Origin of the sequence: Pseudomonas sp. HN8-3, from assembly GCF_020790195.1 — a bacterium.
Taxonomy (GTDB): Bacteria; Pseudomonadota; Gammaproteobacteria; order Pseudomonadales; family Pseudomonadaceae; genus Aquipseudomonas; species Aquipseudomonas synxantha_A.
Map to the genome: position 1 here is coordinate 1,187,511 of NZ_CP086206.1, position 22,775 is coordinate 1,210,285.

The 22,775-nt window shown below is 60.4% G+C and carries 17 protein-coding genes; 6 read left to right on the forward strand and 11 right to left on the reverse strand.

The annotated features are described in order from the left end of the window. Nucleotides 1-130: 130 nt before the first annotated feature. From cmoB to lon, 5 genes are all read right to left on the reverse strand, one after another. Nucleotides 131-1,087: a tRNA 5-methoxyuridine(34)/uridine 5-oxyacetic acid(34) synthase CmoB gene (cmoB, locus tag LJX92_RS05265; RefSeq protein WP_032877614.1), complete on the reverse strand. Its 957-nt coding sequence runs from the start codon at nucleotides 1,085-1,087 to the stop codon at nucleotides 131-133. Continuing rightward, on the reverse strand, nucleotides 1,084-1,827 hold the full coding sequence (gene cmoA, locus LJX92_RS05270) for a carboxy-S-adenosyl-L-methionine synthase CmoA (RefSeq protein ID WP_228309377.1): 744 nt from the start codon (nucleotides 1,825-1,827) through the stop codon (nucleotides 1,084-1,086). Before cmoA ends, cmoB begins: the two co-directional genes overlap by 4 nt. 35 nt (nucleotides 1,828-1,862) lie before the next feature. Then, complete coding sequence (locus LJX92_RS05275; protein ID WP_078820364.1) at nucleotides 1,863-2,519, reverse strand: lysoplasmalogenase; 657 nt, start codon at nucleotides 2,517-2,519, stop codon at nucleotides 1,863-1,865. Nucleotide 2,520: 1 nt separating this feature from the next. Then, nucleotides 2,521-2,910, reverse strand: coding sequence for a protease inhibitor I42 family protein (locus tag LJX92_RS05280; RefSeq protein WP_078820365.1), 390 nt, complete (start codon nucleotides 2,908-2,910; stop codon nucleotides 2,521-2,523). Between the two features lie 200 nt (nucleotides 2,911-3,110). Beyond that, the gene (gene lon, locus LJX92_RS05285) at nucleotides 3,111-5,531 is read right to left on the reverse strand and encodes an endopeptidase La (protein ID WP_032877610.1); all 2,421 of its coding nucleotides are present in this window, start codon (nucleotides 5,529-5,531) and stop codon (nucleotides 3,111-3,113) included. A gap of 312 nt (nucleotides 5,532-5,843) precedes the next feature. Between lon and LJX92_RS05290 the strand changes: the two genes are divergently transcribed. After that, the gene (locus LJX92_RS05290; protein ID WP_228309893.1) at nucleotides 5,844-8,180 is read left to right on the forward strand and encodes a putative bifunctional diguanylate cyclase/phosphodiesterase; all 2,337 of its coding nucleotides are present in this window, start codon (nucleotides 5,844-5,846) and stop codon (nucleotides 8,178-8,180) included. A gap of 35 nt (nucleotides 8,181-8,215) precedes the next feature. Here the strand turns inward: LJX92_RS05290 and LJX92_RS05295 are convergent, their stop codons facing one another. From LJX92_RS05295 to LJX92_RS05310, 4 genes are all read right to left on the reverse strand, one after another. Beyond that, nucleotides 8,216-9,640, reverse strand: a complete 1,425-nt coding sequence (locus LJX92_RS05295) for a pyridoxal phosphate-dependent decarboxylase family protein (protein WP_228309378.1) — start codon at nucleotides 9,638-9,640, stop codon at nucleotides 8,216-8,218. A gap of 34 nt (nucleotides 9,641-9,674) precedes the next feature. Continuing rightward, nucleotides 9,675-10,520 (reverse strand): 2OG-Fe(II) oxygenase, encoded by an 846-nt coding sequence (locus LJX92_RS05300; protein WP_032877604.1) that lies wholly within the window; start codon nucleotides 10,518-10,520, stop codon nucleotides 9,675-9,677. 243 nt (nucleotides 10,521-10,763) lie between these two features. Next, the gene (locus LJX92_RS05305; protein WP_228309379.1) at nucleotides 10,764-13,181 is read right to left on the reverse strand and encodes a glucose/quinate/shikimate family membrane-bound PQQ-dependent dehydrogenase; all 2,418 of its coding nucleotides are present in this window, start codon (nucleotides 13,179-13,181) and stop codon (nucleotides 10,764-10,766) included. 372 nt (nucleotides 13,182-13,553) lie between these two features. Next, entirely contained in the window at nucleotides 13,554-15,572 is a 2,019-nt protein-coding gene (locus tag LJX92_RS05310; protein ID WP_032877600.1) for a TonB-dependent receptor, read from the reverse strand. A 171-nt stretch (nucleotides 15,573-15,743) separates the two neighbouring features. Here LJX92_RS05310 and LJX92_RS05315 point away from each other — a divergent pair, with 171 nt between their 5' ends. Together LJX92_RS05315 and LJX92_RS05320 are read left to right on the forward strand one after the other, a co-directional pair. Further along, a complete protein-coding gene (locus LJX92_RS05315; RefSeq protein ID WP_003188882.1) occupies nucleotides 15,744-15,977 on the forward strand; it encodes a VF530 family DNA-binding protein in 234 nt (77 codons plus the stop codon). Between the two features lie 4 nt (nucleotides 15,978-15,981). Then, nucleotides 15,982-16,605 (forward strand): Pr6Pr family membrane protein, encoded by a 624-nt coding sequence (locus tag LJX92_RS05320; RefSeq protein ID WP_032877598.1) that lies wholly within the window; start codon nucleotides 15,982-15,984, stop codon nucleotides 16,603-16,605. A 1-nt stretch (nucleotide 16,606) separates the two neighbouring features. Here the strand turns inward: LJX92_RS05320 and LJX92_RS05325 are convergent, their stop codons facing one another. After that, nucleotides 16,607-17,374 (reverse strand): siderophore-interacting protein, encoded by a 768-nt coding sequence (locus LJX92_RS05325; protein ID WP_103733390.1) that lies wholly within the window; start codon nucleotides 17,372-17,374, stop codon nucleotides 16,607-16,609. Continuing rightward, on the reverse strand, nucleotides 17,371-17,880 hold the full coding sequence (locus LJX92_RS05330) for a PadR family transcriptional regulator (RefSeq protein ID WP_005785185.1): 510 nt from the start codon (nucleotides 17,878-17,880) through the stop codon (nucleotides 17,371-17,373). Before LJX92_RS05330 ends, LJX92_RS05325 begins: the two co-directional genes overlap by 4 nt. A 493-nt stretch (nucleotides 17,881-18,373) precedes the next feature. On the opposite strand from LJX92_RS05330, the gene LJX92_RS05335 reads away from it, so the two are divergent. The 3 genes from LJX92_RS05335 to LJX92_RS05345 all read left to right on the forward strand — a co-directional run bounded on the left by LJX92_RS05335 (nucleotide 18,374) and on the right by LJX92_RS05345 (nucleotide 22,766). Continuing rightward, the gene (locus tag LJX92_RS05335) at nucleotides 18,374-18,871 is read left to right on the forward strand and encodes a CS1 type fimbrial major subunit (protein ID WP_032877593.1); all 498 of its coding nucleotides are present in this window, start codon (nucleotides 18,374-18,376) and stop codon (nucleotides 18,869-18,871) included. Between the two features lie 108 nt (nucleotides 18,872-18,979). Beyond that, the gene (locus LJX92_RS05340; RefSeq protein ID WP_228309380.1) at nucleotides 18,980-21,502 is read left to right on the forward strand and encodes a CS1-pili formation C-terminal domain-containing protein; all 2,523 of its coding nucleotides are present in this window, start codon (nucleotides 18,980-18,982) and stop codon (nucleotides 21,500-21,502) included. A gap of 19 nt (nucleotides 21,503-21,521) precedes the next feature. Next, the gene (locus LJX92_RS05345; protein ID WP_032877589.1) at nucleotides 21,522-22,766 is read left to right on the forward strand and encodes a hypothetical protein; all 1,245 of its coding nucleotides are present in this window, start codon (nucleotides 21,522-21,524) and stop codon (nucleotides 22,764-22,766) included. The last annotated feature ends 9 nt before the right edge of the window (nucleotides 22,767-22,775 follow it).

Below are 22,775 nucleotides of genomic sequence, written 5' to 3' on the forward strand. Positions count from 1 at the left end.
AACAAAAAATGTGGGAGGGGGCTTGCTCCCGATAGCGGTGTATCAGCCATAAATGTGGTGGCTGACACTCTGCTATCGGGAGCAAGCCCCCTCCCACATTTGGCCCTGTGTTTCTTCAGGGAGATCGGGGTTACTTTTTGGCGATGATCACCGCCCGCATCGGCGCCGGCAGCCCTTCGATGGTCTTGCTGTGATCTTCGGGATCGAGAAAGTCGCTCAAGGACTGATACTTCATCCACTCTGTTCCACGCTGTTCCTCAACCGTGGTCACGCTCACATCCACGCACCGCACCTCACTGAAGCCTGCACGGCGCAGCCACAACATCAACGCCGGCACCGAGGGCAGGAACCACACGTTACGCATCTGTGCATAACGGTCTTCCGGCACCAGCACCTGCTGCTGATCGCCTTCCACCACCAGGGTTTCCAGGACCAGCTCGCCGCCCTTGACCAGGGTGTCTTTGAGCGCCAGCAAGTGCTCGATCGGCGAGCGGCGATGGTAGAACACGCCCATGGAGAACACCGTGTCGAAGCCTTCCAGGTTCGCTGGCAAGTCTTCGAACGGGAACGGCAGGTGCCAGGCTTTGGGCTCAGACAGGTAACGCTGCACTGCCTGGAACTGGCAGAAGAACAGCCAGTTGGGGTCCACGCCAATCACACTGTCGGCGCCCGCGCCGAGCATTCGCCACATGTAGTAACCGTTGCCGCAGCCCACATCGAGGATGCGTTTGCCCTTCAAGTTCAAGTGCGGCGCAACCCGCGACCACTTCCAGTCCGAACGCCATTCGGTGTCCACATGCACGCCGAACAGGTGGAACGGGCCTTTGCGCCATGGGCTCAGCCCCATCAGTGCCGAGTGCATCCGGGCGCGGGTTTCGTCGTCGCAATCGGTGTCCAGCACCAGGCCGTTCAACAGGTCGACTTCGCTGGGCTGGATCTTCGGCAGTGCGTCCAAAGCACTCTGCCAGCGCTCCAGGTCGCCATGACCTTTTTCCATCTTGCTGTCGAGCTGCGCTTGCAGGCCCTGGGCCCAAACGGCCAAAGGAGTGCCGACCAGATGGCGGGCGAGGGGGGATAAATCAATCATGGCAAGGCAATCAACGAGGCAAAGTTAAGACACTGGAACCACGGCACGACTTTCGAGAACCCGGCCGCCAGCAGGCGTTCGCGGTGTTCTTCGAGGCTGTCGGGTTTCATGACGTTTTCGATGGCGCTGCGCTTCTGGGCGATTTCCAGTTCGCTGTAGCCGTTGGCGCGTTTGAACGCGATATGCAGGTCGGTCAGCAGTGCGTGTTCTTCAATATCGTTAAAGCGCAGCTTTTCCGAGAGGATCAACGCCCCGCCCGGCAGCAGCGATTGGCGGATACGCCCGAGCAACGCCAAACGTTCGTCAGGGGCGATAAATTGCAGGGTGAAGTTCAGCGCTACCACCGATGCAGGCTCAAATTGCAACGCGAGAATATCGCCCTCGATCACCTCGACCGGCAGCAACTCCTGGAACATCGAGTCCTGGCCGTTGAGGTATTCGCGGCAACGTTCGACCATCGCCGCCGAGTTGTCCACCGCGATCACCCGGCAGCCATCGGTGCGCACATGGCGACGCAGGGCTTGGGTCACGGCACCCAGGGACGAGCCCAGGTCATACAGCACGCTACCCGGCTGGGCAAATTGCGCGGCCAGCACGCCGAGGTTCTCGACGATGGTCGGGTAGCCCGGTACCGAGCGTTTGATCATGTCCGGGAACACCCGCACCACATCCTCGTTAAAGGCGAAGTCCGGCACCTGGGGCAGGGGCTGGGCGAATAGGCGATCGGGTTCTTTGCTCACGGTTGTTCCGGCGACGAGGGGGAAAGGCCGGCATTTTAGCCAAGTTGGTCGTCGGATGCGCGGGTTGTCTGATGGAAAGCTGAGGCGGTGATGCCCCATTGCCCGAGCCAATAAGTAGCGATCAACAAATAGGGCGCCGCATCGAAGGCCAATACAAACCGGTTGATACCGATCAACGTATCGGAAAACACAAACGACACCGCACCCGCTGCCGCCAGCAGTGCCGAGCGTTGCGGTACCGCGCTGCCCAATCTTGCCAATGCACGCCAGAGCATGGCGCTGATCACCAGCGCGTAAACCACCACCGGTATCAGCAACTCGCCTAAACCGTGGGAGATCAGGATGCCCAGCAGGATCGCCCCGACAGCCAGGGCCAGCATCAGCGGTACTATTGCCAGACGCCGACAGTCGCTGAAATAGGCTTTGAGGTAAGCCAGATGCGCACACAGAAATGCGCCCAGGCCAAAGATAAACAGGTCACCCGGCCAGGCGAGCAATACGTCGCCCACCACGGAAAAAATCAACCCCAGGCTGATCCAGCGTCGATAGTCGGTAGGCGGTGCGTCATGCAGCCAACCCAGCAGCGCCAGAACCGGCAGTGGCTTGACCAGCAGGCACAGCAGCGTCGCGTGAGTCGCCAGGCCGTAGATAAAGGTACCGGCGCCCATCAAGGCAAGGATCAGCCAAGGCATATCAGTTCACCGTAATGGCGCAGTCAAAGGTTTCGACAGGTTCGGCTTCCGGTTCCCAGGGTTGCTGGGAGGTCAGGCGCAAACGGCCTTGCCCTGGGGCGAATGCCTGGAAGCGCCAGGTCGATTGACCACCGCCGCCGATCACACCGGATTCGGTGCTGCTATAGACCTCGGGGCTTAATGCGCGCAGAACACCGCCAGCGGAATCCTGGATGGCCCAGCGGTAGCCGGTGGTGGGATTGCTGGGCAAGGTGAGGATCAGGTTTTGATTGGTTTTAAGCTGGAGCGGGCAGGCGCTCTGGTTGTCCACGGTGACGTTTTGCTTCGGTGCACTGGCGCACGCGGCCAACAGGGCAAGGCTCAAGGGGAGAAGCAGGCGGGCAGCGGTCATGGAGGCTCCGTTTATACACGACGAAGGGCGAGCATAACCGAAGATGAGGCAGGGTGTGACAAGCAGGGTATGTGTCGCGGCCACTCACGCCATCGGGGGCAAGCCCCCTCCCACATTTGACCGCGTTGTCATTCACGACGCCGGTTCCCTGTGGGAGGGGGCTTGCCCCCGATGAGGCCGGTTCAGGCGCTAGAGCTCTATCAGAACAGCACCTTCGCCACATCCGCAAAGCGCTTGGCGAAGTGCACTGTCATGCCTTCCTTCAGGTACTCCGGCAACTCTTCAAAGCTGCCACGGTTGGGCTCCGGCAGGATCAGCTCGTGGATCTTCTGGCGCCGCGCTGCAATTACCTTTTCACGCACCCCGCCAATCGGCAGTACATGCCCGGTCAAGGTCAGTTCGCCGGTCATGGCCACGCCTTTCTTTGGCGGCTGGTTGCGTGCCAGCGACAGCAGCGCACTGGCCATGGTCACACCCGCACTCGGGCCGTCTTTCGGCGTGGCGCCTTCCGGCACGTGCAAGTGAACGAAGGCTTCGTCGAAGAACTTCGGATCACCGCCAAACGACTTCAGGTTCGAGCTGATGTAGCTGTAGGCGATTTCGGCGGATTCCTTCATCACTTCACCCAACTGCCCGGTGAGCTTGAAGCCGCGATTGAGCGTGTGGATACGCGTTGCTTCAATCGGCAATGTGGCGCCGCCCATGCTGGTCCAGGCCAGGCCGGTGATCACGCCGGTGCCGGACAGTACCTGCTCGTTACGGAATACCGGCATCCCCAGGGAGCTTTCCAGGTCCTTGTTGCCGATCTTGATCACGCTGTCGGGCTCATCCAGCAGCTTGACCACCGCCTTGCGCACCAGTTTGCCCAGTTGCTTCTCCAGCTGACGCACCCCGGCTTCCCGCGCATAACCGTCGATCAACGCGCGCAGCGCGCCGTCGCTGATGGTCAGGCTGTTTTTCGCGACGCCGGCTTTTTCCAACTGTTTGGGCCACAGGTGGCGCTTGGCGATGGCGACTTTTTCTTCGGTGATATAGCCCGACAGGCGAATCACTTCCATGCGGTCCAGCAACGGGCCCGGAATCGAGTCCAGGGTGTTGGCGGTGCACACGAACAGCACTTTGGACAGGTCCAGGCGCAGGTCCAGGTAGTGGTCGAGGAATTCGACGTTCTGCTCCGGGTCCAGGGTTTCCAGCAACGCCGATGCCGGATCGCCCTGGAAGCTCTGGCCCATCTTGTCGATCTCGTCGAGCATGATCACCGGGTTCATGACTTCCACGTCTTTCAGTGCCTGCACCAGCTTGCCGGGCAGGGCGCCGATGTAGGTGCGGCGATGGCCCTTGATCTCGGCCTCATCGCGCATACCGCCGACGCTGAAACGGTAGAACGGTCGGCCCAGGGACTCGGCAATGGATTTGCCCACGCTGGTCTTGCCCACGCCCGGCGGGCCTACCAGCAGCACGATGGAGCCGGCGACTTCGCCTTTATAGGCGCCCACCGCGAGGAATTCGAGGATGCGACTCTTGATGTCATCCAGGCCCGCATGGTGTTTGTCCAGCACCTTGCGCGCGTGTTTGAGGTCGAGCTTATCTGCGCCGTACACGCCCCACGGCACCGAGGTAGCCCAGTCCAGGTAGTTGCGCGTGACGGCGTATTCCGGCGAGCCGGTCTCCAGGATCGACAGTTTGTTCAATTCTTCATCAATGCGTTTTTTCGCCTGGGCCGGCAGCACCTTGCCTTCCAGGCGCTGCTCGAACTGCTCGACGTCCGCACTGCGGTCGTCCTTGGTCAGGCCCAGCTCCTGCTGGATGACCTTGAGCTGTTCCTTGAGGAAGAATTCGCGCTGGTGCTCGCCGATCTTTCGGTTCACTTCGGCAGACAGTTCTTTTTGCAGCCGCGCCACTTCGACCTCTTTGCGCAGCATCGGCAGCACTTTTTCCATGCGCTTGAGCATGGGTACGCAGTCCAGCACTTCCTGCAGCTCATTACCTGTCGCCGAGGTGAGGGCGGCGGCGAAGTCGGTGAGCGGCGACGGGTCGTTGGGGCTGAAGCGGTTGAGGTAGTTCTTCAACTCTTCGCTGTACAGCGGGTTGAGCGGCAGCAGTTCCTTGATCGCATTGATCAACGCCATGCCGTAGGCCTTGACCTCGTCGGTGGGCTCGCTGGGCTGATGCGGGTATTCGACCTCCACCAGGTACGGTGGGCGATGGTGCTTGAGCCAGGTTTTGATGCGCACACGGGTCAGCCCCTGGGCCACGAATTGCAGCTTGCCGTTCTCGCGGCTGGCGTGGTGCACCTTGACCAGGGTGCCGTACAGCGGCAGGGCCGAGGTGTCGAAGTGCCGCGGATCTTCAGGCGGCGTGTCCATGAAAAACAGGGCAAGGGAGTGGTGGTCGGATTTGCTCACCAGCTCCAGGGTCTCGGCCCACGGCTCTTCATTGACGATCACCGGCAGCACTTGCGCCGGGAAAAACGGCCGGTTGTGGATCGGGATGATATAGACCTTGTCCGGCAGGTTCTGCCCAGGAAGCGCCAGGCCGGTGTTGGACGAGGAGGTTTCTGCGTTTTCGGGGTCGGCGTAATCGTTGAGGTCGTAATCAGGGACGTCTTGCTGGTCGCTCATGGGGCACCTGCATAAGGGAGTATGCAGGTTAGATGGGGCGGGGGAGCGGTGGTTTCAATGGTGGGGGTGAGATAGCAACATATTGCATGAAATTACCAAAATGATGCTGCCCCAGTGCTTTAGTCAATAATATGACGCTAGCGGTGCCGTATTTATTGGGTTTACTTATGCCTTGTCCAAGCTAATCTAGCCTAAACAAAATTCTCTTTAAGGATGGACGTTTTTTTGACGCCAGCTCAGCAACCGGCAGGGATGCATATGAGAGACGCAACGCACCGCACAGAACGCCGAGCGCGGCCGGCGGGTGCGGCATTGCAGTGGCGTCACACCTTTCAAACCCGGATTGCCGGAGTACTGGCGCTGTTGTTGCTGGTGGTCGTGGCGGCCACGTATTTCGCCGTCAAGGCCGCTACTACCCGCGCCGTGGAGAACCAGGCCCAGGTGCAGTTGGACACTGGGCGGCAGGTGTTCGAGCGCTTGTTGGACCTGCGCGGCCGCCGCCTGCAATATGGGTTGGACTGGCTCACCATCGATGGCCCGTTCAAGCAGGCCGTGGCCGGTGGCGCAACTGTGCCGATCCTGGAGGCCTTGGGACGCCACGGTACGGGGGTCAATTCCAGCGAAGTGTTCGTGTTGGGCCTGGATGACAGGGTCATGGTCAGTACCTTGCTGGCGATGACGCAAGGGGAGGCGTTCCCTTATGCCAATGCATTGCGCAGCGCGCGCCGCAGCGGCCAGCAAATGTTGATCGTCGCCATGGCTGGGCGCCCCTACTTGCTGGTGCAGAAGGAAGTCCTTGAACCCGCGCCCATCGCCCGAGTGATCATGGGCTTTCCCATGGATACGCAATTTGCCCATGAGTTGCGCTCCATGAGCAACCTTGAGGTGTCGTTTCTCAGCGTACAAGGCGGCCATGTCGGCCAGCTCTTCACGACCCAGCCGGGCAGTTTGCGCCCGAGCGTTATCGACCTGCTGCTGGGTACGTCAATCGATCCGCAGGCGCGGGTCCAAGGGTTCCATGGCCAGCGCGTGCTCAGCCAGGTGTTGCCCTTGGCCAATAGCGGCGAAGGCGATGAAGTGCGCGTGTTGCTGCAAAGCCCGCTGGACCACGCCCTGGAATCCTTCGCACCGCTGGACCGGCAGTTTCTGGTGATTGCCGTGGCGGTGCTGTTGGTCTCGCTGGGGGCGGCGTTATTTCTTGCGCGGCGTGTATCACGCCCGCTCAATGCATTGGTGCGGGCCGCTGAGCGGATCGGCGCCGGTGACTACCACACGCCGGTGCGGGTGCGCAGCCACGATGAGTTCGGCCTCTTGGCCCGCGCTTTCAATGCCATGCAAAGCGGCATCGCCGTGCGCGAACGACAGTTGGCCCATAACGCTTTGCATGATGCGCTCACCGGCCTGCCCAATCGCGCCCTGGCCATGGAGCGTCTGGGCAGTGCGATCAGTGCGCGGCGGCCGGTGGTGTTGCTGTACCTGGGGATTGAAAACTATCGGGTCATCAACGAAGGCTTCGGCCCCCAGGGTGTGGAAGAAATGTTGTGCGAAGCCAGCCGCTGCCTGTCCATGAGCCTGCTGGCCAGCGACACCGCCGCGCGCATTGCCGGCAGTGAGTTTCTGCTGTTGCTGGAAAACACCGAAATCGACTCCGCCGTCGCCCGTGCCGACCGCGTGTACGGGCTGCTGACCGAACCCCAGCGCATCGGTAACGATGAAGTGCGTCATGAAGTGAGCATCGGTATTGCCGCGTATCCCGCAGACGGTCAGCAGGTCGAGGAACTGATCAACCGCGCCGCCATCGCTCGGCATGACGCGGCCACCATGCCGGGGCATTTGCAGATCTACCAGCCTGATCGCGACCTCGCTCACCAACGCCAGATTACCCTGATCCGCGATCTGCGCCGGGCGGTGGTCGAAGGCGAGTTGTTCCTGTGCTATCAGCCCAAGCTTGACCTCAAGCACGGCCATGTGGGCCAGGCGGAAGCCTTGTTGCGTTGGCAACACCCGACCCTTGGGCAAGTGTCGCCCACAGAATTCATTCCCCTGGCCGAACGCACCGGCAGCATGGGGCCCCTGACCTTATGGGTGATTGAAGAGGCCATCCGCCAGATTGCCGAATGGGCGCTGCGTGGCCTGGTGATTCAACTGTCGGTGAATATCTCGGTGAACGACCTGGTCGATGACGACTTGGCCATTCGCGTCACTGCGCTATTGATCCAATACAAGGTGAGCGCCGAGCATTTGCTTTTCGAAATCACCGAAAGCGCCATCATGCACAATCCACAGCAAGCCCTCAGCGTGCTGGAACAACTGCGCGGCTGCGGCATCAGCCTGTCGGTGGACGACTTCGGTACCGGTTACTCATCACTGGCGCAGTTGCAGCGCCTGCCGGTACAGGAGTTGAAGATCGACCAGTCGTTCATACGCAACCTCGACAGCACCAGCGGCGACGGCGTGATCGTGCGCTCCACCATCGAGATGAGCCACAACCTGGGCCTCAAGGTCGTGGCCGAGGGGGTGGAGTTCGAGCACAGCCTCACCCTGCTCAAGCACTGGCAGTGCGACACGGCCCAGGGCTACCTGATCAGCCGGCCACTGAATGCCATGGCGTTCGAGCGCTGGATGCGCCGTGCGCGGGTGTCTGTTTAGACACAGCAGACGAGCATTAAACCGTGGCGAGGGAGCTACTTTGGCAGCGTTTCAGCGACCAGGCTTTGCAGCCGCGTCCATAACCGTTCGACATGCTGGCGCTCGGTGCCCAATGCACCGATGGACACCCGCACCATCCAGCGCTCTCCGAGGAGGGCGGGGGTGACATAGGCATGACCGGACTGGTTGAGTTTTTCTGCCCAGGCCCGCGTGTGCTGATCCAGCGCCTCACCGTTCAGCCCTGGCGGTTCATGGCGAATACACAGGGTTTGCAGGGCTGGCGCGGCCACCAGTTTCCATTGCGCGCTGCTTTCGATCTGTTCAGCCAGCCAGCGTGCATTGGCCAGGTCGCGCCTCAGCCGCGCCTGTAAGCCGCTGACGCCTTGTTCGCGTATCAGAAACCACAGCTTCAGGGCGCGGAAGCGGCTGCCCAATGAAATCCGCCAGTCGCGGTAGTTTCTGACTTGGCCGTCGGCACTGGACTGCAAGTAGCTCGGGTTGGTGGTCATGATGCGAATCAAATGCTCGGGGTCGCGCACGAAGTACACCGAGCAATCGAAGGCCGCGCCCAGCCATTTGTGCGGGTTGAGCACCAGGGAGTCGGCTTTTTCGATGCCCTGCCACAGTGCCCGGCATTCCGGCAGGATCATCGCAGCGCCGGCCATGGCCGAGTCCACATGCAGCCACACACCGTGGCGTTGTGTCAGGTCGCCAATCGCATCCAGAGGGTCGATCGCCATGGCGGCTGTGGTCCCGGTGGTAGCAATTACTACGCAGGGGCGATTGCCGGCGGCCAGGTCCTGTTCGATGGCGTGCGCCAATGCCTGGGGCGACATTGCATTGTGTTGGTCGGTGGCGATGGTGCGGATATGGTTCTGGCCGAATCCGGCCAGGATCGCCGCCTTGTTGACCGAGCTATGGGCGTGGGCTGAGGTGTAGACGATCAGGGGGGCGCCGCTGTTTTGCAGGCCGTCATGCATCAGCGCGTAATCGGAGCTGCGCTCCCTGGCGCTGATGAGGGCCACCAGGGTGGAGGTGGACGCGGAGTCCTGGATCACGCCGCTCCAGGCGCTGCTCAGGCCGAGCATGTCGCGCAGCCAATCGGTGGTCACTTCTTCGATTTCGGTGAGGGCCGGGCTGGATTGCCAGGACAAGCCCACCACACCCAGGCCAGTGCTCAGGCAATCGCCCAGCACCGAAGACAGCTCCACGTTGGAAGGGAAGAAGCCGAAAAAACTCGGATGCTGCCAATGCAGCAGCCCGGGCATGATCAGCTTTTCGACATCGCCCATGATCTGTTCGAACGGTTCGGCGCTGTCAGGCGGGCTCGCTGGCAGGGCGGCCTTGATTTCGCCGGGCACCGTGGTGGGCTGCACGCCGCGTTGCTCGATGTTTTCTCGATAGTCTGCGATCAGGTCGATCATGGCGTAGCCATGGCGACGGAATTCTTCGGGGGTCATAAAAAGATGTCCATTTGCAAGAGGGTTAAAAGTATCAGCACCAGAAATAAAACGGTTTGCCAGCGGTATAGCCGATAAACGACTGCATGCTGATACGTTTGCCCGATTCGAATCCGCAAATGGCATGGGGACGGCGAGTATTGATGATCACCAATTCGTTCTTGCGCGGCTGGATACGCAACGGCTTTTGCAAGCGCTCCTCGGGTAGCTGGGCACCTTCGAAACGCTTGACCTCGGCATAGGCAAAGGCCTCGGTATCCCAGATGATCAACTCTCCGCCTGATGGCGGCGTTTCCAGATAAATATTGGCGCTGAATTGGTGTTCCAGTTCCGCGATCGACAGGGGCAGGCAATCAACATGGGGAACCGTTTCCGAGAGGTGCGCCGTCTCGGGAAACATGGCGCGGATGATCCCACAGAACATCGGTTGGCCCTGGAATGCAGCGGCTTGTGCGCCTTGCGGCCAAATGCTCTGGAACTGCTCCATCAAGTCTTGAATGGGCGGTTGTTGCGGGGCGCAAATACGGTCGATCAGGCTGCGCATATGGGCAGCGTCAGCGTAATACTTGCGTTGGGCATCACTGCCCGCAACCTTGCCATAGGTGGAATTGAACGGCGTGCCCCAGCGATGCACGCCATAGAAGTGCTGTACGACGTGCCCGCCCTCGTAGGTTTCGTGGCTGTACTGTTCCAGCGTGGCGGTTTCGCTGATGCTCTGAATCAGCCGTGCGCTGGTTTTTTCGTTGGCGAAGTCGGGCACTCGAATGGCAAGCACTTGCCCGCTGATCAGCTTTCTTAAACTTGGACTGTCGAGTTGTTCCAGTTCCAGGATTTTTGTCGAGATACAAAGGTTTGGTTGTACAGCGCTATGGTCCGTCATAGTGAAAAGCTCCATTTAAAATTTCATCCGTGCGCCTAGGTATTGCGTAAGCGGTGCGCGAGCTAAAGCAATCTCGAGCGGGAGGCTAAATCATTTTTGCGCAGTTAAAACCTGTCAACCATGACAGGTTTGGATAGATATTTGCCATACCCGCTAGCATCCTGTGGCTGATGTACAGGACACGGATATAAAAAAAGGCGGCTACTGTGAGGTAGCCGCCTTTGCTTTTATCGCCGGTGCTGCTTAATCCGGCAGTTTGAACGCCATCACATAGTCACCCTGCTTGGTGCCCAGGGAGCCGTGACCGCCGGCCATGACCAGCACGTATTGCTTGCCGTCCTTGCCGGTGTAGGTCATCGGGGTGGTTTGCGCGCCTGCTGGCAGGCGGCCTTCCCACAGTTGCTTGCCGTTTTTCACGTCATAGGCACGCAGGTACTGGTCCAGGGTGCCGCTGAGGAACGCGACGCCACCGGCGGTGGTGAACGTACCGCCCAGGCTAGGCACGCCCATGGTCAGCGGGATCGGGACCGGCGAGCTGTCACGCACGGTGCCGTTCTTGTGCATCCAGATGGTCTGGTGGTTGGTCAGGTCGACCGCTGCCACATAGCCCCACGCTGGCGCCTGGCACGGCAGGCCCATCGGCGACAGCAGTGCCTCAAGGATCACACCGTACGGTGCGCCTTTGTTCGGCTGTACGCCTTCGGTTTCGCTGACGCGCGGGCCTTGCTTGGCGATGTCGGCGGCCGGGATCAGTTTCGATTTGAACGCCATGTAGCTTGGGTTCACGAACGCGATCTGACGCACCGGGTCAACCGAGATGCCGCCCCAGTCGAACACGCCGAAGTTGCCTGGGTACACGATCGAGCCTTGCAGCGACGGCGGGGTGAATGGGCCGTCGTAGCGCATCGACTTGAAGTCGATCCGGCAGATCAGTTGGTCGAACGGCGTCACGCCCCACATGTCACGCTCCTTGAGGGGCGGCGGCATGAAGTTCAGGTCGGACTTGGGTTGGGTCGGGGAGGTGCGATCACCAGCCACTGCGCCTTGCGGTACAGGGATTTCGTTGATCGGAACCACTGGCTGACCGTTGCTGCGATCCAGCACGTAGATGCTGCCTTGCTTGGTCGATGCCATCACCGCTTGCTTGACGCCGTCAGCAGTCTTGATGTCGATCAGCGAAGGCTGGCCGCCCACGTCCATGTCCCACAGGTCATGGTGGGTGAACTGGAAGGTCCACTTCACGTGGCCGGTGTCGATGTCCAGAGCGGTCAGGCCCGCTGCGTATTTCTCGGAATCATCGGTACGGTCGCCGCCGTACTGGTCGGGCATCTGGTTGCCCATCGGCAGGTACAACATGCCGAGTTTTTCATCCACGGCGAACATGGACCACATGTTCGGCGAGTTGCGGGTGTAGGTCTTGCCCTCGGCCAACGGGGTGGTGTCGTCCGGGTTGCCGCTGTCCCAGTTCCACACCAGCTTGCCGGTGTGCACGTCGAACGCGCGGATCACACCGCTAGGCTCGTCGATGGAAACGTTATCGGTCACATGACCGCCGATCACCACCAGGTTCTTGGTCACGGCCGGTGGCGAAGTGGAGTAGTAGCCGCCTGGGGCGAAGCTGCCGATGTTGGCGCGCAGGTCGACTTGGCCTTTGTCACCGAAGTCTTCGCACATCTTGCCGGTGTCGGCGTTCAGGGCGATCAGACGGGTGTCGGCAGTCGGCACGAAGATGCGTTTCGGGCAGGCAGACGGTGCCGCAGCCGGGCTAGCGCTGCCAGTCGGGCTCTGTTCGGAAGCGTAGGCGGCGTCATCGTGATACGACACGCCACGGCAGGTCATGTGCGCCCAACCCTTGAAGTTCTCGGCGCCCTGGCTGCTGATCTTCGGATCGAAGCGCCAGATTTCCTTGCCGGTGTCCGGGTCCAGCGCGATCACCTGGCTGTGCGGCGTGCACACGTAGAGCATGCCGTTGACTTTCAGCGGGGTGTTTTCCGCGGTGGTTTCACCCGGATCGTTCGGCCCCGGGATATCGCCGGTGCGATAGGTCCACGCCGGCACCAGTTTGTGGGCGTTTTCCGGAGTGATCTGTGCCAGTGGCGAGTAACGGTCGCCGAAGGCCGAACGGCCATAGGAGTTCCAGTCGCCATCGGCTTGGGAGGGTGCGGCGTTGGCCATGCCGGGTACCGCGTCGCGGTCCAGTTGGCCGGTCTTGACCATTTCACCTGGGTTGGTGAACTGGCTGGCCAGGGCGGTTGCGCCCGCCAGCACCACGGCCACGCTCAGCGCGCCAGTGCCCAGCGGCGCGGCTTGGCCACGCAGCAATGGCCGGCGAAACCACGGCAGCAGCATGACGATGCCCAGGGCGAACAGCAGGGCCAGGCGCGGCACCAGCTGCCACCAGTCCAGGCCCACTTCCCACAGGGCCCACACGGTGCTGGCGAACAACACCAGTGCATACAGGCCCAGCGCAGCGCGGCGGGTAGCCAGCAGCAACACGCCGGTCAGGGCAATGCCGATACCGGCCAGCAGGTAGTACAGCGACCCGCCAAGCATACTCAGCTTGACGCCGCCGGCCAGCAAGGCCAGCCCCATGATCAGCAGCAAGACCCCCAGCAGCCTGGGCAACAGGCGGCTTGGGCTTGAGGCACCATCAGTGCTCATAGTGTGTTTCTCCGTTACGTTGGAATTATGTAACCCCGTGCTTCACTCACTGTAGATGACGATTCGGCTCGGGCTTGGTTCATCGTTATTTTTGGTTTTTTCTGTGGATAACTCGGTTATCCACAGGCGGGCAATAAACCCCCCGGCGCTGGTCGATTCAAGACAGCGCTGTCTTTATGCAGGAAGAGATTCGGCAAATGGGGCGACCGGGAGGTGAAGCGTTTCAGATTGTTGCGAAGGATAATGCGGCGGGGCGTTTTGAGAAAGGGTGAATCGCAAGATGCATCATTTCAGTTTTGGTAACAGTGACAGATAGTCGCTGGCTAATAATGTGGGAGGGGGCTTGCTCCCACAAAGGGTTTTCGGTGTTGGTCAGAAGGTGGTGCGGATGCCGAACTGCACACTGCGCCCCGGTGCCGGTGCGATGTCGCGCAGGATCGAGCTGGCGTAGCGCACGGTCTGGTTGGTCAGGTTTTCACCGTTGACGAACGCCAGCCACTGGCTGCCACCGACGTTGAAGCGATACCCCGCGCTTGCTCCCAAAGTGGTGTAGCCATCGGTGCCGCTCTCGTTATCCGGCACGCGCCCTTGGCCCGCAGCATGTTCCACATCGATACGTGCCTGCCAGCGATCCAGTTCCCACAGCAAGCCGCTGTTCAAACGCAGGGGCGCAATGCGCGGCAAGGCTTCGCCGCTGTCCAGGTTGGTGGCGCGGGTGTAGTCGCCCGACAGTTCCAGAGCGAACTTGCCGTAGGCGCCTTCGCCGAGCTTCCAGTGATCCTGGGCTTCGAAACCGGCGAAACGCGCACGTACGCCGGAGTAGCCGTACTCGGGAATACCACCAGCATCCTCTTCACCCTCGTCGTTCAAAGTGCGGCCAGTGCCGAGCAAACCGATGTAGTTGGAGAAGCGGCTGTAGAACACGCCAAAGCTGCCCTTATGGGTGCCATTGTCAAAACGCAGGGCCAGGTCGCTGGACACGGCCTTTTCTTTCGACAGGTTGGCGTCGCCCAATTCATAGGTGCCGGTGGCGACGTGGGCACCGTTGGCATACAGCTCGTAGAAGGTCGGGGCGCGCTCGGTGTAGCCCAGCGTCGCGGCCACCGACCAGATTGGCGTAAGCGTGTAGACCGCACCCGACGACAGGCTGCCTGCGGTGAAGTCGTTGGATTTATCCGCAGTGGCAAAGCGCGCATTGCCCTTGCCATCCGGGTCGACGTTGGTGTGCTCAAGGCGCGCACCCAGGCTGAGTTTCAAGCGCTCGGTGGCTTGCATCTCTTCCAGAATAAACAGGGCGCCAGCGTTGGTATCGGTCTGCGGTACGAACGCTTCCTCACCCAGGGCCGAAAATTCATTGCGGGTCACTTGGGCGCCGACCACGCCGTCGAACGGGCCGATGGGCTGGTGACGCGCCTCCACTCGGGCTTCATAGCCTTTGTTCTTGAAGGTGGTGCCGGTTTCGCCGCCTTCAATTTCGCGGTGCTGATACTCGGTGTAGCCCGCGTCGATCTTCACCGAGGTAAACGGGCCCTGCAGGTTGCGGATTTCGGAGGCAAAGGCGTAATGATCCTGCTTCATGCGGATGCGTACATCCTGCTCGGCGGGGGAGCCATAATTACTGTCGTAGTTGCTGTAGGACAGGCCCGCGTAACCATCATCCCAGGTGTAGGAACCACCCACCGCACCGCCGTCCTGACGCCCGTTGCTGTTACCCAGGCGGCCGTTTTTGCCGGGGCCGTTTTCGCTCTCCGGCGCGTGGCGGCTGCGCGCATAACCGGGGATTTTCAGGTCGTTGAATTCCCGCGCATTGGCGTCCAGGTGCAAGGCGAATGTGCCGTTGCCGGCCTCCAGCTTGCCCGCGCTGCTGCGGGTGGTGTCGGCGCCGCCGTAGCGCAGTTCCCCCGCACCGTGGATGCCTTCGATGGCCTCGGTGGGGATGCGGTTGTCGAAGGTGTTGACCACGCCACCGATGGCACTGCCGCCGTACAGCAGTGCTGCGGGGCCGCGCACGATTTCGATACGGTCGACATTGATCGGGTCCAGCGGCACCGCGTGGTCATAGGACAGCGACGACGCATCCAGCGCCCCCACGCCGTTGCGCAGGATGCGAATACGGTCGCCATCCTGGCCGCGAATGATCGGGCGGCTGGCGCCTGGGCCGAAATACGACGATGACACCCCGGGCTGCTTGTTCAGGGTTTCGCCGAGGCTGCCTTTTTGTTGCAGGGTCAGCTCATCACCTTCCAGCACAGTGGTGGGCGAGGCCAATTGTTCGCTACCCAGCGGGTTGCCAGTAACGACTTGGGGGGGCAGTTCCAGGGCATAGGCTTGTGAGCTGATCAACAAGGCGGCGGCGAGAGGGGACAAGCGCCAGAGAGAAGGCAGGGACATCGGATATTCCTAGGCAAAACGTCTGATAGATATAGTTACAATATAACATCTCTTTTTTCGTCTGGAAGGGGAACTTTTCCTGGCGGGCTATATTCAATGCGATGCTTCCACCTACACGCCTCGTCGGCTAAGGTGCGCGGCTGTGTTTCCTCTTTTTGCAAAAGGCCCGGCATGACCGCGACAAGCAACGACCCGCTCCACGGCGTGACCCTGCAACACGTGCTCACCACCCTGGTGGAGCATTACGAATGGAGCGGCTTGGCCGAACGTATTGATATCCGCTGCTTCAAGAGCGACCCGAGCATCAAGTCGAGCCTGACCTTCCTGCGCAAGACGCCTTGGGCGCGGGAAAAAGTCGAAGGGTTGTACGTCAAGCTGATGCGCACCAAACGCCCGCTGGACTGAACCCATGAAGCGTTTTGTCGCGACGGCGGCGCTTGCCGGCTGGGTGGGATTGGCGATCCAGCAGTACCTGATCCTTTATTCACGCTGGTCCATTGAAGCCAGTCTGCTGGGTGGGCTGGTGAGTTTTTTCAGTTTCTTCACCGTGTTGACCAACACCCTGGTGGTGGTGGTGTTGAGCTATGCCTGGGTCAACCGGGAGTCAGCCGGCAAACGGTTTTTCCTGGCACCTCACATCAGCAGTGGAGTCGCCGTGAGCATTGTGGTGGTAAGCCTGGCCTACAACCTGCTGCTGCGGCATTTGTGGAGCCCTGAAGGCTTTCAATTTATCGCCGATGAATTGCTGCACGACGTGATGCCGTTGCTGTTTCTGATTTATTGGTGGCGCTGTGTGCCCAAGGGTTTTTTGCGCCTCAAGCACATCGGCGCCTGGGTGATTTACCCATTGATGTACTTCGCGTATGTGCTGATGCGTGGGCATTTGCTTGGGCAATATCAGTACCCGTTCATCGATGTGGACCGCCTCGGTTATCCACAAGTGTTTGTGAATGCCGGGGGGATTCTTGCGGGGTTTGTGGCGATAGCGTTGGTGATGGTGGGGCTGGATAAATTCATCAAGCCCCGGCCCTGACTCACTCTTGCGGGCTGCCGTCGGCGCGCCAGTAACCCACGGCCTTGAGGTATTCCTCATTGACTTTGTGGGTGTCCAGCAACACCCGCCGTACTTGGCGCGACAACCTGGTTTCGGTCGCCACGAAGCTGTACAGCGTGCCGTCGGGCAGCGTCAGGTTTTGCACCACCTCAAGCAGGTCATCGTGGCCACGCAGCGCCCAGATCACCTCCACATCGGCCGCACTTTGCAGCGTCTGTTGCTCCGCCGCATCGGCGATTTCAATCACCGCAAGCACCTTGCGCCCAGCGGGCAACTCCTCCAGACGCCGCGCAATGGCGGGCAGGGCAGTTTCGTCGCCGATCAGCAGGTAGCTGTCGAAAATGTCCGGCACGATCATCGAGCCCCGTGGCCCACCGATATACAGGTGCTGCCCGACCTGCGCCTGCTCGGCCCAGGTGGACGCAGGGCCATCGCCATGCAGCACGAAGTCGATATCCAGCTCGCCGGTTTCCAGGTCGTAGCGCCGTGGCGTGTAGTCGCGCATGGCCGGTTGCGGGCCGTCGCCCTTGATGGCGAACGTCGGGCTTTCAAGCGCTGCTTGCTCGGCGGCGTTCTGCGGGAACAGCAGTTTGATGTGATCGTCGCTGCCCAGGCTGATAAAGCCCTCCAGCTCAGGCCCGCCCAGTGTGATGCGGCGCATGCGCGGGGTGATGTCCACCACCCGCAGAACTTCCAGGCGGCGGCGTTTGATTTCGTGGGTCACGCGATGAATGGCTTGTGTGTTCATTGGTCTGTCCCGTCGGCAATGGCTTGAGCGGTGCGATTGAGCAGCGCCGCGACACGAATGATTTCTTCCGGGCTCCAGTGCCCGTTGTGCGAATGCAAGGCGTGGCGCAGGTTGTGCACCGCCTCATGGATCTGGGGTGGGCGGTCGTGGCCACGCAGCGAGCGCTTGCTGACATCCAGGCGCATGCGCACGCCATCCAGGGCAACGGCTTGTTCGCTTAAGAAGAGACGACCGGCGTCGGTGATTGTGTAGCGTTTTTTTCCACCATCGGCGTCGCCGCTGATCAGCTCGCTCTCTTCAAGAAAGGTCAGGGTGGGGTAGATCACGCCGGGACTGGGGCTGTAGGCGCCGTCGAACAGGCTCTCGATGCGGCGGATCAGGTCGTAGCCATGGCAAGGTTGCTCGGCGATCAATGACAACAGCAGCAGCTTCAGGTCGCCGGGGGCGAATACCCGTGGGCCGCGGCCGCCGCGTTTTTCAAATTCGCCGCGATGCTCGTGTTTCATGCGCAAGTCCTCTGAACAGGTTTAGATATAACTTAAGATATATCTTTGCTGAAATGGTAGTCCTTGGCGACCAACGGTCAACGGGGTAGGCACGGGTTTCGGTCATAAGTGAAACAAGTCCGATTGGATCTTTTCTATTTATAGAGTTATAACTTTAATTAGAGTCATGACTCGAATTCTTATCTGGCTCGTGGTTGTGCAGGCGCTTTTGAGTTAGTGTGGTCTGCGTCTTACAGTAACTTCCTTATCGTGTTTTTAAGTGTGTAGCCTGTTTCCTACGGATACTTTTAAAGTTTTGGCGAAATGCCATCTTTTTCGCTCGACTCCTGTTTACAAGGGCTACGCTCATTTTAGAATGCGCCTGCATACCTGCCTCTAGTTTCGATTGATCATTGTTTGGCATTGCTTGTTCCAACTAATCGGCAATGTAATTCGTTGTTAGGGATCTCCTTGGCAATGAACCAATCAATGTTGTCAACTACAGGTATTGACCATGTTCAAGAAGTTTGCTGTTGCTGTTCCCCTGGCTGTTCTGGCGCTGTCTTCCTCGGTAACCGCTATCGCTGCCGGTGAAGCCAGCCACACCGTCAACCTCAAGGCAAACATCCCGACCACCGTGTTCCACGCCCAGCCGCGTGATCCGAACTGGGGCCGTGACGAGACCATGACCTACAACCTGGTCAGCGGTGAATTGGCTCCCCTGAGCGCCATCTACGACATCAAGAACACCAACGGTTCGGTTGCCGCCTACATCGAAGGTGGCCCGGCGGTGCTGTTCAACGGTGATGCCGCGCAGAACATCCCGGTTACCACCACCCTCAACGGGGTGACCCTCACCGGCACGCCACAGGAAGTGGTCAACGAAGCCGACTCCACCCCAGGCGTGGGTGCGGAAATGCGCATCGCTGCCGCCAAGCCTACGGCGACTCAGCGCGGTGCCTACACCACCACCATTCCGGTGGTATTCGACGCCGTACTGCCAGCCCTGTGATGCCAATGAGTGCCTGTTAATCACGGGCATTCACTTGCAGGTCGGCTGATTCCCTTCTCTGTCCGCCGACCTGGTTTTTTTATCTCTTGGCATTCAGGGTATCCGTCCATGTTTCCGATGACGCCTATCGCGGTTGCGCTTGCGCTGTTGATGTGTACGAGTGCGCTGGCTGCACCCGCTGCCTCCGGCGCTGCAACCCCTGGCAGCTTGATTACCCAGGCCCAAGGCCTGCCCGCAGGTTTCAGTGATCACTTTTTCGACGTGCCGTTGGCGGTGCGTGTGGACCTTGACCAGCAACCGCTGGGCGAGGCTCTGATTGTGCTGTCACGGGATGATCGCGTGACCTTGCTCGAATTTACCGACACCGGCGACAGCAAAGTCCCGGCCGCTACCCGTGATACCTGGCAAGCCGTGTTGGAAAAAGGCGTGGCCCTGGGCGCCTGCACCCAGGCCTGCCCGGAAAAAATGATCTCGGCGTTCTACAACCTGGAAAACTCCCAGTTGTCGATCCTGACCCAGGACGTCGAACGCAGTGACGACATTCCGCGTTTCTATGACCAGCCCGAAGGCGGCAGCCTGGGGCTGATCATTAACAACCAGCTCAACCTCAACGGCAGCCAGGAAGACAGCCTGGGCGGTCGCTATGGCTTGCAAGCCAGTTCCAGCGTGGGTAACTGGAGCCAGGTATTCAACCTGCAACTGGCGCGTCAGAGTGGCGACAACGAACCCATGCGCCACGCGATTCACGAGCTGTACACCCAGCGCGAACTCGAAGGGCAATTTTTCCGCCTGGGTCACTTCACCCCCAATTCCGACGGCCTGACCCGTCAACTGCGCAGCTTCGGCGCCAGCCCCGATACGGCGTTGGGTCTGATGTACGGCAGCTCCGACAGCCTGGCCATTAACAATTCCAAGCCCAGCGTGTATCCGATCTACGTTACCGCCAACCGTCAAGCGGCGGTGGAGATCTACCGCAACGGCTTGCTGATCAATACCCAGGCGGTAGCGGCAGGACTGCAAACCCTCGATACACGGCCACTGCCCGGCGGCATCTATGAAGTGGAAGTGCGCCTGGTGGAAGACGGCCTCACCACCAGCACCACCCAGGAGCTGGTGTACAAGCCCAGTAACTGGCGCAACGCCGAAGACCGCTGGCGCTACAACCTGTTCGCCGGGCGCGAGACCAAGTTGTTCAGCAACTGGGACGAACAGGCTTCGGGTGCAATGACGGCCGGTGCGTCGCTCAACTATCTGGTACACCCGCGCGTGATCCTTGGCCTGTCGGCCCGCCAGGTGCGCGAGCAACTCCAGTACGGCGGGTCGATGGACTGGACGGTGGCCAACAACACCAGCGTCTATGCCAACCTGTACCAGACCCAGGAACATGGCACCGGCATGGACCTGCAAGGGCTCTACACCTTGGGCTCAACCAACCTGGTGTTCAGCCATAACCGCAGCTGGCTAGACACGCGTGACACCTACGAAACACTGCCGGACGGTACGCGTCTGCGCCGCAATACCTTCGTGGGCGAGGCCAGCAACACCGCGTTGTCGGTCAACCACCGCCTCGACGCGAAAAACACCCTGAACATGCGCCTGTCCCACAGTGAGGGCAATATCGAGGGCGCGGGGTTGGACCTGGGCTGGAGCCGCCACGACAACCTGTTCGGCAGCGATGCCAACTGGCGCTTCTCGGTGTTCGATCGGCCCGGTAGCGCTGGCACCAACGATGCGCGCAATCGCGGCGTGGACGTGAGCGTCAGCATGAACCTGGGCCGCGATGGCCGGCAGATTTCCGGCAGCATCGGCACCCGTACCGCCCGTGATGGCGGGCGCGACAATAACGCTTCGGTGACCCTGCGCCAGGACCTCACCGACCACGCGCTGCAAAGCGTCTCGGCGACAGCGATCACCGATACCTATGGTGTCGGCCTGTCGGGCATGGCCAGCTTCAATACAGACGCGTTCAGTGGCGACGGCTTTGTGCAGCGCAGCTCCTTCAATGGCGACCTGAGTGGTGGTTTGAACCTCAACAGCACCTTTGTCGCCGGTGCCGGCAAGATGCTGCTGAGCAGCCAATACCAGGGTAACGGTGCCGGGATGATCATCGACGTGGAAACCGACCTCGATGAAATCGCTCTGCGCGCCGACGACCTGGGCGGTGGCGGCGCCATCTTGCGGCCCGGGCGCAACTACGTGCCGGTCTCGGCCTACAAGAGCAGCAGCGTGAGCTTCGATTTTGAAGGCAATCACCCGCCCGCCGCCAATATCCAGCCGACCCGCGCCAGCTATCACCTGAACAAAGGCGGCGTGGACTACCGGAAAATCACCGTGATGAAAACCGTCACCGTGCTCGGCCGCTTGTTGGATGAACGTGGTGCACCGCTCAAGGGCCATCACGTGATCAACCATGCCAGCCGTGGAGTCAGCGAAGTGGACGGGTTCTTCTCGATGGAAATGAGTTCCAGCGCACCCACCTTGCAAGTGCGCTACCAAAACCAGTTGCTCTGTCAGTTCCGCCTGGATCCTGCTAACGCACCGAATGAAAGTGACGTGTTGATGATCGGCGATTTGCGCTGCACCAAGGACACGCTCGCAGAAGCGACCCACAACGCCGAAACCGCTGGTTGATGGCATGGACTGGATTTTTATGAACGTGAAAAACGCAACAAGAACAGGCTTGAAGCAGTGTGCGTTCGCGCTGGCGCTGGTCAGCATGAGCCTGCCTGCGCATGCGCTGGTGCAAAACATCACGGCGGTGTTTCGTCCTGACCCGTCGAACCCGATGGTCAACAAGTTTCAGAACACCACGCCCCACAGTGGCGTGTGTGCGTGGCACGTACCAGCCAGGTGTGAGGCGCTGAATACCTTCAGTATTCGTGATCCGGCATTCAGGGCAAACTCGGTAGAGCCGATCGAGGCCAACCATGAAGATCCGCGAAAAGGCGCCTATTTCAAAGTGCCTTCATCTTGGCGTGATGTGCAGGTGACCCATGTCGGGACGGGTGAGGTTGAAACCGTTCAAATGCGCATTGCGGGTATTGGTACACGTTGGGATGTGCCGCGCCCTCCTGGCGTCAGCGGGTGGGCCAACGGAGGGACCGGTTGGAGCTACCTATGGACGTACGGTGCGCCTCCCTGCCAGGGGGTTAACTACTTGGCGGCATCCGCCAATTTCGCACTGTTTTTCTGGATCGTCCCGGAGGGCGTGGGGGCTTGTACGGTAAACCCGGGCACCACTTTTCCGCGCTTGGCCTACAACCACTTGGAGTACGGCTACGAACTCAAAACCCCTAACCCGCTAGGCATGGCCAGCGGCGAATACCGGGGCTCCCTGACTTACAGCATCGGGCCGGGCGGGGATTTTGATTTCGGTGACGTGATGGCGTCGACTGAAAGCGCCCTGACTTTCAATTTTCAATTGTCGGTGGAGCACGAGCTCAAGGTTGATCTCCCGCCGGGCGGCAACCGTATCGAGTTGCTACCCGAAGGCGGTTGGCAAGCCTGGCTCAACCGTGGGCGCCAGCCAGCGCGGTTGTTCCGTGACCAGACCTTCGTCATTTCCGCCAGTGGGCGTTTCAAGATGCAGCTCGAATGCAGCCTTGCGGTGGGCAACACCTGTGGCTTGCGCAACGGCGCGGGGGACCAGGTGCCGTTGCAGGTGGCTGTCAGCCTGCCATTTGGCATGCAGGACCAGGCCGGGCAAGCCGTCAACAAGCTGCCCCTGCGCCTGGATGGCGTGGGCACCGAGCTGTTCCAGCCGGTATTTTATGTGAACAACCGCTCCGGAAAACTGCACTTTGAAGTCGAAAGCGGCGACGTCAAAGACATGCTCGAGCATCCGGGCAGCACCTATTCGGGCGTGGTCACGGTGATCTGGGATTCAGAAGTCTGAGTGGGCACT

What these genes read in the sequence shown, in the direction of transcription:
- LJX92_RS05295 (WP_228309378.1), bottom strand. Translation starts at nt 9,640, where the DNA reads ATGACCCCCGAAGAATTCCGTCGCCATGGCTACGCCATGATCGACCTG.
- LJX92_RS05320 (WP_032877598.1), top strand. Translation starts at nt 15,982, where the DNA reads ATGAAGCGTTTTGTCGCGACGGCGGCGCTTGCCGGCTGGGTGGGATTG.
- lon (WP_032877610.1), bottom strand. Translation starts at nt 5,531, where the DNA reads ATGAGCGACCAGCAAGACGTCCCTGATTACGACCTCAACGATTACGCC.
- LJX92_RS05305 (WP_228309379.1), bottom strand. Translation starts at nt 13,181, where the DNA reads ATGAGCACTGATGGTGCCTCAAGCCCAAGCCGCCTGTTGCCCAGGCTG.
- LJX92_RS05330 (WP_005785185.1), bottom strand. Translation starts at nt 17,880, where the DNA reads ATGAAACACGAGCATCGCGGCGAATTTGAAAAACGCGGCGGCCGCGGC.
- LJX92_RS05340 (WP_228309380.1), top strand. Translation starts at nt 18,980, where the DNA reads ATGTTTCCGATGACGCCTATCGCGGTTGCGCTTGCGCTGTTGATGTGT.
- LJX92_RS05325 (WP_103733390.1), bottom strand. Translation starts at nt 17,374, where the DNA reads ATGAACACACAAGCCATTCATCGCGTGACCCACGAAATCAAACGCCGC.
- LJX92_RS05275 (WP_078820364.1), bottom strand. Translation starts at nt 2,519, where the DNA reads ATGCCTTGGCTGATCCTTGCCTTGATGGGCGCCGGTACCTTTATCTAC.
- LJX92_RS05280 (WP_078820365.1), bottom strand. Translation starts at nt 2,910, where the DNA reads ATGACCGCTGCCCGCCTGCTTCTCCCCTTGAGCCTTGCCCTGTTGGCC.
- LJX92_RS05335 (WP_032877593.1), top strand. Translation starts at nt 18,374, where the DNA reads ATGTTCAAGAAGTTTGCTGTTGCTGTTCCCCTGGCTGTTCTGGCGCTG.
- LJX92_RS05315 (WP_003188882.1), top strand. Translation starts at nt 15,744, where the DNA reads ATGACCGCGACAAGCAACGACCCGCTCCACGGCGTGACCCTGCAACAC.
- cmoB (WP_032877614.1), bottom strand. Translation starts at nt 1,087, where the DNA reads ATGATTGATTTATCCCCCCTCGCCCGCCATCTGGTCGGCACTCCTTTG.
- LJX92_RS05310 (WP_032877600.1), bottom strand. Translation starts at nt 15,572, where the DNA reads ATGTCCCTGCCTTCTCTCTGGCGCTTGTCCCCTCTCGCCGCCGCCTTG.
- LJX92_RS05345 (WP_032877589.1), top strand. Translation starts at nt 21,522, where the DNA reads ATGAACGTGAAAAACGCAACAAGAACAGGCTTGAAGCAGTGTGCGTTC.
- LJX92_RS05300 (WP_032877604.1), bottom strand. Translation starts at nt 10,520, where the DNA reads ATGACGGACCATAGCGCTGTACAACCAAACCTTTGTATCTCGACAAAA.